The sequence below is a fragment of the Mycobacterium colombiense genome, assembly GCF_001672755.1.
GTDB lineage: Bacteria > Actinomycetota > Actinomycetes > Mycobacteriales > Mycobacteriaceae > Mycobacterium > Mycobacterium colombiense_C.
This window is the reverse complement of record NZ_LZKI01000002.1, coordinates 1-13,442: the sequence shown is the minus strand read 5'-3', so window position 1 is coordinate 13,442 and position 13,442 is coordinate 1. Positions and strand designations below refer to the sequence as shown.

Genomic DNA, 13,442 nt, shown 5'->3' with positions numbered 1-13,442 from the left:
TGTGCAGGGCTTTTTTGCTAGTGGTGTGGTGTCTCCGCCGCTGCTTCCCGGACCGACCCGACCGGCCGTCACCGCAAGACATAGAGAAGCCCAACAAGGGAGGCCCCATCAGCACTGAGACCCGCGTCAACGAGCGCATTCGCGTACCTGAAGTCCGATTGATCGGCCCAGGGGGAGAGCAGGTAGGCATAGTGCGCATCGAAGACGCACTGCGCGTCGCTGCGGACGCCGATCTCGACCTTGTCGAAGTTGCCCCGAACGCCAGGCCGCCGGTCTGCAAGATCATGGACTACGGCAAGTTCAAATACGAAGCGGCGCAAAAGGCGCGCGAATCCCGCCGGAACCAGCAGCAGACCGTCGTCAAAGAACAAAAGCTGCGACCCAAGATCGACGATCACGACTACGAGACCAAAAAGGGTCACGTCATCCGCTTCCTGGAAGCGGGATCGAAGGTGAAGGTCACCATCATGTTCCGCGGACGTGAGCAGTCGCGGCCCGAGCTGGGCTATCGGTTGCTCCAGCGCCTGGGTGCGGACGTCGCCGAGTACGGCTTCGTCGAAACGTCCGCCAAGCAGGACGGCCGCAACATGACGATGGTGCTGGCACCGCATCGCGGCGCGAAGACTCGCGCCAAGGCGCGGCATCCGGAAGGACCCGGGGGCGGCGCGGCATCGGAGGATGCGTCCGCCGAAGCCGAACCTTCGTCGAACTGACCGTTAGACAGCATCAAGTGCTCGAGTACTCAGCACTCGAGCACTTCATAGAACAGAGGAAACATGCCCAAAGCCAAGCCCCACAGCGGCGCGTCAAAGCGGTTCCGGCGCACCGGAACCGGCAAGATCGTCCGCCAGCAGACCAACCGCCGGCACCTGCTCGAGCACAAGCCTTCGAAGCGGACCCGGCGCCTCGACGGCCGAACCACGGTGTCGGCCAACGACACCAAGCGCGTCAACAGCCTGCTGAACGGCTGACCACCGCGCCGGCCAGACCCGCATCGCGAGCTGGCACGGCGACCCGACCCAACTAATTTTGAACGAGAGTAGGAACATCCAATGGCACGCGTGAAGCGGGCGGTCAACGCCCACAAGAAGAGGCGCAGCATCCTGAAGGCCTCGAAGGGCTATCGCGGCCAGCGATCCCGGCTCTACCGCAAGGCCAAAGAGCAGCAACTTCATTCGCTGAACTACGCCTACCGCGACCGTCGTGCGCGCAAGGGCGAGTTCCGCAAACTGTGGATCTCGCGGATCAACGCGGCGGCGCGCGCCAACGACATCACCTACAACCGGCTGATTCAGGGCCTCAAGGCCGCCGGTGTGGAAGTGGACCGTAAGAACCTGTCCGACATCGCGATCGCCGACCCGGCCGCCTTCACGGCGCTGGTCGACATCGCGCGGGCGGCACTGCCCGAGGACGTCAACGCTCCCTCGGATTCCGGAGAAGCGGCCTAACCAGAGACCGTGCGGACCGGCCAGGTGCTGACCGAACGTTCGGCCAGGGTCGCCGCGGCGGTCAAGTTGCACCGCCACGTCGGCCGCCGGCGGACCGGCCTATTCCTCGCCGAAGGCCCCAACCTGGTGGAGGCCGCCGCCCGCCGCGGCCTGGTTCGCGACGCCTTCGTCACCGAAGTCGCCCAGCAGCGTCATGCGTCGCTGCTGGCGACTTTGGCATCCGCGGGATGCCCGGCGCACCCGGTCACCGAGCGCGCGGCAAAAGCGCTGTCCGACACCGTCACCCCGGCCGGACTGGTCGCGGTGTGCGAAACGCCGCAGACCGACCTGCAGGATGTGCTGGCCGGCTCGCCCGCGCTGGTCGCGGTCGCCGTCGAGATCAGCGAGCCGGGCAACGCGGGCACCCTCATTCGCCTCGCCGATGCGATGGGCGCGGCCGGAGTGATCCTCGGCGGCCACAGCGTCGACCCGTACAACGGCAAATGCCTGCGCGCGTCGGCCGGCAGCATCTTCTCGGTCCCGGTCGTCGTCGCGCCGGACACGCTCGCCGCCGTCGACGCGTTGCGCGCCGCGGGCCTGCAGCTGCTCGCCACCACCGTGGACGGTGAGACGCGGCTCGACGAGGCCACCGACCTGCTCGGCGCACCGACGGCTTGGCTGTTCGGCCCCGAATCACACGGTCTGCCAACCGAAATCGCGGCGGCGGCCGACCACCGCATGCGCATCCCCATGGCCGGCGGAGCGGAGAGCCTCAACGTGGCGTCGGCCGCGGCCATCTGTCTGTATCAGAGCGCGCGGGCGCTGAGCCTTCCTACGCGGCCGTAGCCGGCCGCTTCGGCCTGCCGCGGCCCGCGCGCAGGCCGGCCAGCGACAGCGTCGTGTGCACCAGGGATCCGGCGCGTTCCATCAGGGCCCGGGCGGGCTGCAGCGCGGGATCCAGCGGCGACCTGGGCGTCGGCGGAAAGTAATGCATCGGCAGCCCGCGGCGGTCGCGCGGCGGCGCCATGAACGGCGGCGCCTCGACCAGCGGCGCATCGCTGGGCAGCCGCCCCTCGGCGCGGCGGTAGGCGGCCAGCGCGCGCGGGTGCAGCCGGATCTCGTCGGGCACCGCCAGGAAAGCCAGCTCGACGACCTTGCCGAACAACCGCAGCAACACCTCGTCGCCCGGTGTCCAACGCATTCCGGCCTTCTCGCGCACCGCGGGCTCGAAGAGCCCCGTCGCGATCCAGCGCTGGCCGGCGACCAGCGGCTTGAAGATCTGGTCCCAGATGGGGGTCGGCATCAACACGAACTTCGGCTTCGGGATTCGCATCTGGAAGATGTCGAGCGTCGCCCGGTTGATTTCCAGGGTGTCGCGGCCGGTGCGCTCCCAGTACTCCTGGAAGTCCTCCCACGTTTCGGGCACCGGCCGCATGCTCATCCCGTACATCCGGTACCACTGCACATGCTCGGCGAACAGCTGCCGCTTCTCGGCCTCGGTCAGGCCGCCGCAGAAGTACTCGGCCACCTTGACGATCAGCATGAAAAACGTGGCATGCGCCCAGTAGAAGGTCTCCGGGTTGAGCGCGTGATAGCGCCGCCCGGCGGCGTCGGTGCCCTTGATGGTGTGGTGGTAGCTGGTGATCTGCCGGCCGGTCTGCGACGCCCGGTCGCCGTCGTAGACCACGCCCATGATCGGGTAGACCGACCGGGCCACCCGCTGCAGCGGCTCCCGCAGCAGGATCGAATGCTCCTCGACGGCCGCCCCGAGTTCGGGGTACATGTTCTGGATCGCCCCGATCCACACACCCATCATTCCGGTGCGCAGATCGCCAAAATACTTCCAGGTCAGGGAATCTGGTCCGAGCGGGTCCGCGGATTCGCTCCCGCAAGCGTGCACAGTGCCAGTCATCGCGGCCTCCTGCTCCGATAGGGCTCACGATAACTTTGACAACGCACGTTGTCTACGATTTCGGCGATGTGTCCGCGCGGGTGTTATCGAGCTTCCACATCGGTGTGGCGCCACCGTGATCAGCTGGTTCGGTGCGAGATGTGACACATCCGGCAGAACCGTCTCGGACTGTCGTTGCCTGCCCGGAACGAAAACAAATAACCTGGCCAGGTGGAACTCGCGCGTCGCGATCTGGACCCGGGTGAGCCCGAAGAGACCGAAGCGCAATCGCAATCGGTTACGCAACGTTCTCCATTGCACAGCGCGACTCAATGGCTGCACGGCCGCAATCGCAGCCCCGGGGCGGTTGCGTTGATCCGGCGCGCGCGCAAGATGCTGCCCGGCGACCCCGAGTTCGGCGATCCGCTGTCCACGGCGGGCGACGGCGGTCCGCGCGCCGCGGCGCGCGCCGCGGATCGGCTGCTGGGGGACCGCGACGCGGTGTCACGCGAGGTGAGCCTCGGGGTGCTGCAGGTGTGGCAGGCGCTGACCGAGGGGGTGTCCCGGCGGCCGGCCAACGCGGAGGTGACGCTGGTCTTCACCGACCTGGTCGGCTTCTCGACGTGGTCCCTGCAGGCCGGCGACGACGCGGCCCTCGCGCTGCTGCGCCAGGTGGCACGGGCGCTGGAGCCACCCCTGCTCGACGCCGGCGGGCACATCGTCAAACGAATGGGCGACGGCCTGATGGCCGTGTTCGGCGATCCGACGGTCGCCGTGCGGGCCGTGCTGGCCGCCAAGGAGGCGCTGAAATCGGTCGAGGTCGCGGGTCATACGCCCCGGATGCGGGTCGGCATTCACACCGGGCGGCCGCAGCGGCTGGCGGCGGACTGGCTCGGTGTCGATGTGAATATCGCCGCACGAGTTATGGAAAGAGCCACCAAGGGTGGAATCATGGTGTCGAGTTCAACGTTAGATCTCATACCGCAAAGCGAGTTGGACGCGTTGGGCGTCGAGGCCAAACGCACGAGGAAGCCGGTTTTCGGGGCGAAGCCCGCCGGCATTCCCGACGATTTGGCGATATATCGCCTCAAGACTCTTAAGGAGTTGTCAGGCCCTGATGACACAACCTAGGCGAAACCGCAGCCATAATGGATGCCAATGTTAGGGGGCATCGTGTCCCGGCTCGCCCGGGTCCAATTCACTCTCGGGTATGCAGCGCTGCTGCTTGCCATCAGTTGCGCCATCCTTTTTCTCGGCCCCCACGCACACGACGTCATCGTTCAGCGCGCCAGCACTAACGTGCACAACCTGGCCCATGGCCATTTGGGCACGCTGCTGGGCAGCGCGCTGGTGGTCGACGCCGGCCCGCTCTACTTCTGGCTGCCCTTCCTGACCTGCTTGCTGGCGCTGGCCGAGCTGCATCTGCGCACCATTCGGTTGGTGGTCGCCTTCCTGGTCGGCCACATCGGCGCAACGCTGCTGGTGGCCGCAGCCCTGGCAGCGTCGGTCGAGTTCGGCTGGCTACCCGTGTCCATCACCCGGGCCAGCGACGTCGGCATGAGCTACGGCGCGCTGGCCGTACTCGGCGCGATGACGGCGGTGATCCCGTCGCGCTGGCGGGCCGCCTGGGTCGGCTGGTGGGTGTCGGCGGGCATCGCTTCGGCGATCATCGGCGGCGACTTCACCGACGCCGGCCACACCGTCGCCGTCATCCTGGGCGTGCTGGTCTCCGCCCGGTTCCGGCAGCCGATCCACTGGACGCCGGCGCGGTACCTGATGCTGGCGGCCTCCGCGGGCTTCGGCTTCCTGATGCTGGCCCACCACTGGGGCACCCTGGCGGCGACGCCGGTGTTCGGCCTCGTGGGTGCCTTCGTCGCCTACAAGCTGGCGAAGTTCGCCGGCGGTCGCGGCCTGCCTGCCCTGCCGCTCGACGGTGAGGACACGCTGGCCGACCCGCGGCCGGCCGTCGCCGGCTGAGCCCCCTTCGCGTCGGCCACTCTGCTCGCGCGGCCCCTGGCCGCTCAACTGCCACGCGCCCGCCGGGCGCCACGCGCCGAATCACTATGATCAGCACTTGCCTCCGGGCAACCTGCCGCCAACCTTGAAGCAAGGAGAGTGTCGCCGCGTGGGTGATCTACCCGTCGACCTGTCGCCGGAAGCCCTGGCCCGAGCGGTCAGCGCCGCCCGGGAGGCTTTCACGCGCGCCGGCGATCTCGACACCCTGGCACGCGTCAAGACCGAGCACCTCGGCGACCGCTCACCGCTGGCCCTGGCGCGCCAGGCGCTGGGCGTCGTCCCCAAGGACGAGCGGGCCGAGGCCGGCAAGCGGGTCAACGCCGCCCGCACCGAGGCGCAGCGGGACTACGACGACCGGCTCGCGGTGCTGCGCGCGGAGCGCGACGCCGCTGTGCTGGTCGCCGAAGGCATCGACGTCACGCTGCCGTCTACCCGGCAGCCGACCGGCGCCCGGCACCCGATCACGATCCTGGCCGAACACATCGCCGACACCTTCATCGCCATGGGTTGGGAACTGGCCGACGGCCCCGAGGTCGAGGCCGAGCAGTTCAACTTCGACGCGCTGAACTTCCCGGCCGACCACCCCGCCCGCAGCGAGCAGGACACCTTCTACATCGCGCCGGACGGCTCCCGGCAGCTGCTGCGCACCCACACCTCACCGGTGCAGGTGCGCACCCTGCTCGCGCGCGAGCTGCCCGTCTACATCATCTCGATCGGCCGTACGTTTCGCACCGACGAACTCGACGCCACCCACACGCCGGTGTTCCACCAGGTCGAGGGCCTGGCGGTGGACCGCGGCCTGACGATGGCGCACCTGCGCGGGACGCTGGACGCGTTCGCGCGCGCCGAGTTCGGCCCCGAGGCCCGCACCCGGATCCGGCCCCACTTCTTCCCGTTCACCGAGCCGTCCGCCGAGGTCGACGTATGGTTCGTCGGCAAGAAGGGCGGCGCCGGCTGGGTGGAATGGGGCGGCTGCGGGATGGTGCATCCAAACGTGTTGCGCGCCGCGGGGATTGACCCGGCCGTCTACTCCGGCTTCGCCTTCGGCATGGGCCTGGAGCGAACGCTGCAGTTCCGCAACGGGATTCCGGACATGCGCGACATGGTCGAGGGCGACGTCCGGTTCTCGCTACCGTTCGGGGTGGGTGCCTGATGCGCGTTCCGTACAGCTGGCTACGTGAGATCGTGGCCGTCGGCGCGCCGGACTGGGACGTCGCCCCCGAAGAGCTCGAGCAGGCGCTGGTGCGCATCGGCCACGAGGTCGAGGAGATCGCCACCCTCGGGCCGGTCGAGGGCCCGCTGACCGTGGGCCGGGTCACCGCGATCGAAGAACTCACCGAATTCAAAAAGCCGATCCGGTTCTGCCACGTCGACGTCGGCGAGGGCAAGGACCGTGAGATCGTCTGCGGCGCAACTAACTTCGTCGTGGGTGATCTGATCGTCGCGGCGCTGCCCGGCACCACGCTGCCGGGCAACTTCAAGATCGCCGCCCGCAAGACCTACGGCCGCACCTCCGACGGCATGATCTGCTCGGCGGCGGAACTCGGATTGGGCGCCGACCATTCGGGGATCCTGGTGCTGCCGCCGGGCACCGCCGACCCGGGCGCCGACGGCGCCGCGGTGCTGGGCCTGGACGACGTGATCTTCCACCTGGCGATCACGCCCGACCGCGGCTACTGCATGTCGCTGCGCGGCCTGGCCCGCGAGATCGCCTGCGCCTACGACCTGGACTTCGTTGACCCCGCCGGCGGCCAGGTGATCAAGGCGCTGCCGGTCAACGGCGAGGCGTGGCCCCTGACCGTGCAGCCCGGCACCGGTGTGCGGCGCTTCGCTCTCCGTCCGGTCACCGGCATCGACCCCGCGGCCGTGTCGCCGTGGTGGCTGCAGCGCCGGCTGCTGTTGTCCGGTATCCGCGCGGCCTCCCCGGCGGTCGACGTGACGAACTACGTGATGCTCGAGCTCGGTCACCCCATGCATGCGCACGACCGCAAGCGGATCACCGGAAGCTTCGGCGTGCGGTTCGCCCGGCCCGGCGAGACCGTGGTGACGCTCGACGACGTCGAGCGCAAACTCGAGCCGGCCGACGTCCTCATCGTCGACGACACGGCGACCACCGCGATCGGCGGCGTGATGGGCGCGGCGAGCACCGAGGTGCGCGCCGATTCGACCGACGTGCTGCTCGAGGCCGCGGTCTGGGATCCCGCCGCCGTCTCGCGCACCCAGCGCAGGCTGCACCTGCCCAGCGAAGCCGCCCGCCGCTACGAGCGGGGCGTGGATCCGGCCATCTCGGTGGCCGCGCTGGACCGATGCGCCACGCTGCTCGCCGACATCGCCGGTGGAGTGGTCTCCGACGGTCTGACCGACTGGCGCGGCGAGCCGCCGCGCGACGACTGGTCGATGCCCGCCATCGAGATCCCCGTGGACCTGCCGGATCGCGTCGCCGGCGTGGACTACGCCCCGGGCACGACGGCCAGGCGGCTCGCCCAGATCGGCGCCGATGTGGCGGAGCGCGGCGACACGCTGACGGTGACCCCACCCAGCTGGCGGCCCGACCTCGTGCAGCCCGCCGACCTCGTCGAGGAGGTGCTGCGCCTGGAGGGGCTGGAGGTCATCCCGTCGGTGCTGCCGCCGGCGCCGGCCGGCCGGGGCCTGTCCGCCGTGCAGAAGCGGCGCCGCGCCATCGGCAAGTCCCTGGCCCTTTCCGGCTACGTCGAGATCCTGCCGACGCCGTTCTTGCCGGCGGGCGTGTTCGACCTGTGGGGCCTGCCGGCCGACGACCCGCGGCGCACCACCACCGACGTGCTCAACCCGCTGGAGGCCGACCGCCCGCACCTGGCCACCACGCTGCTGCCCGCCTTGCTGGAAGCGTTGGTGCGCAACGTCTCTCGTGGCCTGGTCGACGTATCGCTGTACGCCCTGGCGCAGGTGGTCCACCCGACGGCGGACACCCGCGCCGTGGAACTCATCGCGGTCGACCGCCGGCCCACCGACGCCGAGATCGCCGTGCTCGACGCGTCGTTGCCGCGTCAGCCGCAGCACGTCGCGGCGGTGCTGACCGGCCTGCGCGAACGCCGCGGACCCTGGGGCCCGGGCCGCCGGGCCGAGGCCGCCGACGCCTTCGAGGCGGTCCGCATCATCGCCCGCGCGAGCGGAATCGACGTGCGGTTGCGCGCGGCGCAGCAGCTGCCGTGGCATCCCGGGCGGTGTGCCGAAGTGCTCGTCGGGGACACCCCGGTGGGTTACGCGGGCCAGCTGCATCCCGCGGTGATCGAGCGCTCCGGATTGCCCAAGGGCACCTGCGCCCTCGAGCTGAACCTCGACGCGATGCCCCTCGCCACGGCGCTGCCCGCGCCCCGGGTGTCGCCGTTCCCGGCCGTCTTCCAGGACGTCAGCCTGGTGGTGGCCGCGCACGTGCCGGCCCAGGAGGTGGCCGACGCCGTCCGCGAGGGTGCGGGGGAACTGCTCGAAGACCTGCAACTGTTCGACGTGTTCACCGGCCCGCAGATCGGCGAGGACCGCAAGTCGCTGACCTTCGCGCTGCGGTTCCGCGCCCCCGATCGCACGCTCACCGAGGACGACGCCACCGCGGCCCGCGACGCGGCGGTCCGCCGCGCCGCCGAGGCGGTCGGCGCGGAGCTCCGCGCCTAGTGGAATGGATTTGCAAACCACTGCATAACCATGCAGAATCGGCGGAATGGCCGACGGAATGAAGGTGGCGGTTGCCGGTGCCAGCGGCTACGCGGGCGGTGAAATCCTACGCCTGCTGCTCGGGCACCCGGCCTACGCGCACGGACGCCTGACGATCGGCGCGGTGACCGCGGCCGCCAGCGCCGGCAGCACGCTCGGTGAGCACCACCCGCACCTGACGCCGCTGGCCCAGCGCGTGGTCGAGCCGACCGAGCTCGACGTGCTCGCCGGCCACGACGTGGTGTTCCTGGCGCTGCCACACGGTCATTCGGCCGCGCTGGCCGAACAGCTCGGCCCCGACACCTTGATCATCGACTGCGGCGCCGACTTCCGGCTCACCGACGCCGGCACGTGGGAGCGGTTCTACGGATCGCCGCACGCGGGCAGCTGGCCGTACGGGCTACCGGAGCTGCCCGGCGCGCGCGAGCGGTTGCGCGGCGCCCGCCGCATCGCGGTTCCGGGCTGCTACCCGACCGCGGCGCTGCTGGCGCTGCTGCCCGCGGTGGCCGAGGACCTGATCGAACCGGCCGTCACCGTGGTTGCCGTCAGCGGCACCTCGGGGGCCGGCCGCGCCGCGAAGACCGACCTGCTGGGCGCGGAGGTGATCGGCTCGGCGCGGGCCTACAACATCGCCGGGGCGCACCGGCACACCCCCGAGATCGCCCAGGGCCTGGGCGCCGTCACCGGCCGCGACGTCACCGTGTCGTTCACCCCGGTGCTCATCCCGACGTCGCGCGGCATCCTGGCGACCTGCACCGCGCGCACCCGCGCGCCGCTGTCGCGGCTGCGGGAAGCCTACGAAAAGGCTTACCACGCAGAACCTTTCATCTACCTGCTGCCCGGCGGGCAACTGCCCCGCACCGGGGCGGTGATCGGCAGCAACGCGGCGCACATCGCCGTCGCGGTGGACGAGGCGGCGAGCACCTTCGTGGCGATCGCCGCGATCGACAACCTGGTCAAGGGAACGGCCGGCGCCGCTGTGCAGTCGATGAACCTGGCGCTGGGTTGGCCGGAGACCGAAGGCCTTTCGGTGATCGGGGTGGCGCCATGACGTCCACCGCCGCGCAAGCGCGGTTGCTGCGCGAGCAGGGCGTCACCGCGCCTGCCGGATTCCGGGCCGCCGGCATCGCCGCCGGGATCAAGGCCTCCGGCAATCGCGACCTGGCCCTGGTCTTCAACGAGGGACCCGACTACGCGGCGGCCGGGGTGTTCACCCGCAACAAGGTCAAGGCCGCGCCGGTGCTGTGGAGCCAGCAGGTGCTGAGCACCGGCGCGCTGCGCGCAGTGATTCTCAACTCCGGCGGCGCCAACGCCTGCACCGGACCCGGCGGGTTCCAGGACACGCACGCCACCGCCGAGGCCGTCGCGACCGCGTTGTCGGACTGGGGAACCGAGACCGGCGCCATCGAGGTCGCGGTGTGCTCGACCGGGTTGATCGGTGACCGCTTGCCGATGGACAAGGTGCTCGCCGGGGTGCGCACGATCGTGCAGGACATGGCCGGCGGCCTGTCCGGCGGCGACGAGGCGGCCCAGGCGATCATGACCACCGACACCGTGCCCAAACAGGTTGCGCTGCATCATCCGGGCAACTGGACGGTCGGCGGGATGGCCAAGGGCGCCGGCATGCTCGCCCCGTCGCTGGCAACGATGCTCTGCGTGCTCACCACCGACGCGGCCGCCGACGCCGCCGCCCTGGACTCCGCGCTGCGGCGCGCCAGCGCCCGCACCTTCGACCGGCTCGACATCGACGGCGCCTGCTCGACCAACGACACGGTGCTGCTGCTGGCCTCGGGGGCCAGCGGCATCGCGCCCGGCCAGGACGAGCTCGACGAGGCAGTGCTGCGGGTCTGCGACGACCTGTGCGCCCAGCTGCAGGCCGACGCCGAGGGCGTCACCAAGCGGGTCAACGTCACCGTGCAGGGGGCGGCCTCCGAGGACGACGCCCTGGTCGCCGCCCGGACGATCGCCCGCGACTCGCTGGTCAAGACGGCGGTGTTCGGCTCGGACCCCAACTGGGGCCGGGTGCTCGCCGCCGTCGGCATCGCACCCATCGCCTTGGACCCCGACCGGATCACGGTGTCGTTCAACGGCTTTGCGGTCTTCGCCGACGGGGCGGGGGCGCCGGGCGCGCGCGAGGTGGACCTCTCCGAAGCCGACATCGACATCACCGTCGACCTGGGGCTCGGCGACGGCCGGGTGACCATCCGGACCACCGATCTGTCGCACGGTTACGTCGAAGAGAATTCGGCCTACAGCTCATGAGCCGCGCCGGCGACGATGCAGAACGAAGTGATGAGGAGCGGCGCGCATGAGCTCCGCTACGGAAGCGCTGTCGACCGCGGTCAAGGCGCAGGTGCTCGCCGAAGCCCTGCCCTGGCTCAAGCAGCTGCACGGCAAGATCGTCGTCATCAAGTACGGCGGCAACGCCATGACCGACGACACGCTACGTCACGCGTTCGCCGCCGACATGGCGTTCCTGCGCAACTGCGGCGTCCATCCCGTCGTCGTGCACGGCGGCGGCCCGCAGATCACCGCGATGCTGCGCCGGCTCGGCATCCCGGGCGACTTCAAGGGCGGATTCCGGGTCACCACACCGGAAGTGCTCGACGTGGCGCGGATGGTGTTGTTCGGCCAGGTCGGCCGCGAGCTGGTCAACCTGATCAACGCGCACGGGCCGTATGCCGTCGGCATCACCGGCGAGGACGCCCAGCTGTTCACCGCCGTGCGGCGCAGCGTGACCGTGGACGGGGTGGCCACCGACATCGGCCTGGTTGGCGACGTCGAACGGGTGAACACCGCCGCGGTGCTGGATCTGATTGCCGCACGGCGCATTCCGGTGGTGTCGACGCTGGCCCCGGACGCCGAGGGCGTGGTGCACAACATCAACGCCGACACCGCCGCGGCGGCGCTGGCCGAGGCGCTGAACGCCGAAAAGCTGTTGATGCTCACCGATGTCGAGGGCCTGTACACGAGCTGGCCGGACCGCGGTTCGCTGGTCAGCGAAATCGACACCGCCACACTGTCACAACTGCTACCCACGCTGGAGGCCGGCATGATTCCCAAAGTCGAAGCCTGTCTGCGGGCGGTGACCGCGGGCGTGCCGAGCGCGCACGTCATCGACGGGCGGGTCGAACACTGCGTGCTGGTCGAGCTTTTCACCGACGAGGGCACCGGAACCAAGGTGGTGCGCGCCGGCGACGATGCAGAGCGCAGCGATGAGGAGGAGCGGCGCAGGTGGAACGCGTGACCGGCACGGATGCCATCAAGCAGCGGTGGGAAGCCGTGATGATGAACAACTACGGCACCCCGCCGATGGCCTTGGCCAGCGGCGACGGCGCCGTGGTCACCGACGTGGACGGCAAGACGTATCTCGACCTGCTCGGCGGCATCGCGGTCAACGTCCTGGGTCACCGCCACCCCGCGATCATCGAGGCAGTCACCCACCAGATGTCGACGCTGGGCCACACGTCCAACCTGTATGCCACCGAACCCGGCCTCGCGCTGGCCGAAGAACTGGTAAACCTGCTCGGCGCCGATTACCCGGCGCGGGTGTTTTTCTGCAACTCCGGCACCGAGGCCAACGAGGTGGCGTTCAAGCTGTCGCGGCTCACCGGACGCACCAAACTGGTTGCCGCACAAGAGGCTTTCCACGGCCGCACCATGGGATCGCTGGCGTTGACCGGCCAGCCCAGCAAGCAGGCGCCGTTCGCGCCGCTGCCCGGCGACGTCACGCACGTGCCCTACGGCGACACCGACGCCCTGGCCGCGGTGGTCGACGACGCCACCGCCGCGGTGTTCCTGGAACCGATCATGGGGGAGAGCGGCGTCGTCGTCCCGCCCGAGGGATACCTCGTCGCCGCCCGCGACATCACCGCGCGGCACGGGGCGCTGCTGGTGCTCGACGAGGTGCAGACCGGGATGGGCCGCACCGGAACGTTTTTCGCCCACCAGCAGGACGGCATCACCCCCGACGTCGTGACGCTGGCCAAGGGGCTGGGCGGCGGCCTGCCCATCGGCGCCTGCCTGGCCGTCGGGCCGGCCGCCGACCTGATGACACCCGGCCTGCACGGCAGCACCTTCGGCGGCAACCCCGTCTGCGCGGCGGCGGCGCCAGCCGGATGACGTCGGGTGCGGCGGCGTTCACCAGGAACCCGGCCCGGCGGGCGACCGCTTCGGCGTCCTTGGCGCGCGGCGCGGTGAGCGCCACGCCGCACAGCAGCCCGCGGCCGCGCACGTGGTCGATCAGCGGATGGCCCAGCGCCTCGATGCCGTGGCGCAGCGACTTGCCCAGCACCTCCGCGTGCCGGACCAGGTTCTGCTCGGCCAGCACCCGCAGCACCGCCAGCGCCGCCGCCGCGCAGACGGGGTTGCCGCCGAAGGTGCTGCCGTGCAGGCCGGGTGTCATCAGGTCGGCGGCCGGC

11 protein-coding genes and 3 pseudogenes are annotated in these 13,442 nt (G+C 70.3%); 12 read left to right on the top strand and 2 right to left on the bottom strand.

Annotation, left to right across the window (positions count from 1 at the left end; genetic code table 11):
- Positions 1-107 precede the first annotated feature (107 nt).
- The 4 genes from infC (at position 108) to A5708_RS00060 (ending at position 2,273) form a co-directional block, all read left to right on the top strand.
- Complete coding sequence (infC, locus tag A5708_RS00075; protein WP_081292761.1) at positions 108-713, top strand: translation initiation factor IF-3; 606 nt, start codon at positions 108-110, stop codon at positions 711-713.
- A 63-nt stretch (positions 714-776) separates the two neighbouring features.
- A complete protein-coding gene (gene rpmI / locus A5708_RS00070; RefSeq protein ID WP_065026668.1) occupies positions 777-971 on the top strand; it encodes a 50S ribosomal protein L35 in 195 nt (64 codons plus the stop codon).
- Positions 972-1,052: 81 nt separating this feature from the next.
- Positions 1,053-1,448, top strand: coding sequence for a 50S ribosomal protein L20 (gene rplT, locus A5708_RS00065; RefSeq protein ID WP_007776071.1), 396 nt, complete (start codon positions 1,053-1,055; stop codon positions 1,446-1,448).
- A gap of 24 nt (positions 1,449-1,472) precedes the next feature.
- A complete protein-coding gene (locus tag A5708_RS00060) occupies positions 1,473-2,273 on the top strand; it encodes a TrmH family RNA methyltransferase (protein ID WP_065026680.1) in 801 nt (266 codons plus the stop codon).
- Here A5708_RS00060 and A5708_RS00055 read toward each other — a convergent pair.
- Entirely contained in the window at positions 2,260-3,339 is a 1,080-nt protein-coding gene (locus A5708_RS00055; protein ID WP_065026667.1) for an oxygenase MpaB family protein, read from the bottom strand. The genes A5708_RS00060 and A5708_RS00055 overlap by 14 nt on opposite strands.
- A gap of 210 nt (positions 3,340-3,549) precedes the next feature.
- On the opposite strand from A5708_RS00055, the gene A5708_RS00050 reads away from it, so the two are divergent.
- From A5708_RS00050 to A5708_RS00015, 8 genes and pseudogenes are all read left to right on the top strand, one after another.
- The gene (locus A5708_RS00050; protein ID WP_065026666.1) at positions 3,550-4,449 is read left to right on the top strand and encodes an adenylate/guanylate cyclase domain-containing protein; all 900 of its coding nucleotides are present in this window, start codon (positions 3,550-3,552) and stop codon (positions 4,447-4,449) included.
- A 27-nt stretch (positions 4,450-4,476) separates the two neighbouring features.
- Positions 4,477-5,295, top strand: a complete 819-nt coding sequence (locus A5708_RS00045) for a rhomboid-like protein (RefSeq protein WP_065026665.1) — start codon at positions 4,477-4,479, stop codon at positions 5,293-5,295.
- A gap of 148 nt (positions 5,296-5,443) precedes the next feature.
- Positions 5,444-6,487, top strand: coding sequence for a phenylalanine--tRNA ligase subunit alpha (gene pheS, locus A5708_RS00040; protein ID WP_065026664.1), 1,044 nt, complete (start codon positions 5,444-5,446; stop codon positions 6,485-6,487).
- Positions 6,487-8,982, top strand: a complete 2,496-nt coding sequence (pheT, locus tag A5708_RS00035) for a phenylalanine--tRNA ligase subunit beta (RefSeq protein WP_065026663.1) — start codon at positions 6,487-6,489, stop codon at positions 8,980-8,982. The genes pheS and pheT overlap by 1 nt, the downstream gene beginning before the upstream one ends.
- 30 nt (positions 8,983-9,012) lie before the next feature.
- A pseudogene (gene argC, locus A5708_RS00030) lies at positions 9,013-10,072 on the top strand (N-acetyl-gamma-glutamyl-phosphate reductase).
- The gene (gene argJ / locus A5708_RS00025) at positions 10,069-11,283 is read left to right on the top strand and encodes a bifunctional glutamate N-acetyltransferase/amino-acid acetyltransferase ArgJ (protein ID WP_065026661.1); all 1,215 of its coding nucleotides are present in this window, start codon (positions 10,069-10,071) and stop codon (positions 11,281-11,283) included. The pseudogene argC and the gene argJ overlap by 4 nt, the downstream one beginning before the upstream one ends.
- Positions 11,284-11,329: 46 nt before the next feature.
- The gene (gene argB / locus A5708_RS00020) at positions 11,330-12,268 is read left to right on the top strand and encodes an acetylglutamate kinase (protein ID WP_065026660.1); all 939 of its coding nucleotides are present in this window, start codon (positions 11,330-11,332) and stop codon (positions 12,266-12,268) included.
- Positions 12,256-13,137, top strand: a pseudogene (locus A5708_RS00015) (acetylornithine transaminase); the annotation flags it as partial. The gene argB and the pseudogene A5708_RS00015, both read left to right, overlap by 13 nt.
- Before the next feature lie 46 nt (positions 13,138-13,183).
- Here the strand turns inward: A5708_RS00015 and A5708_RS25830 are convergent.
- A pseudogene (locus A5708_RS25830) lies at positions 13,184-13,426 on the bottom strand (aminotransferase class III-fold pyridoxal phosphate-dependent enzyme); the annotation flags it as partial.
- Positions 13,427-13,442: the final 16 nt, after the last annotated feature.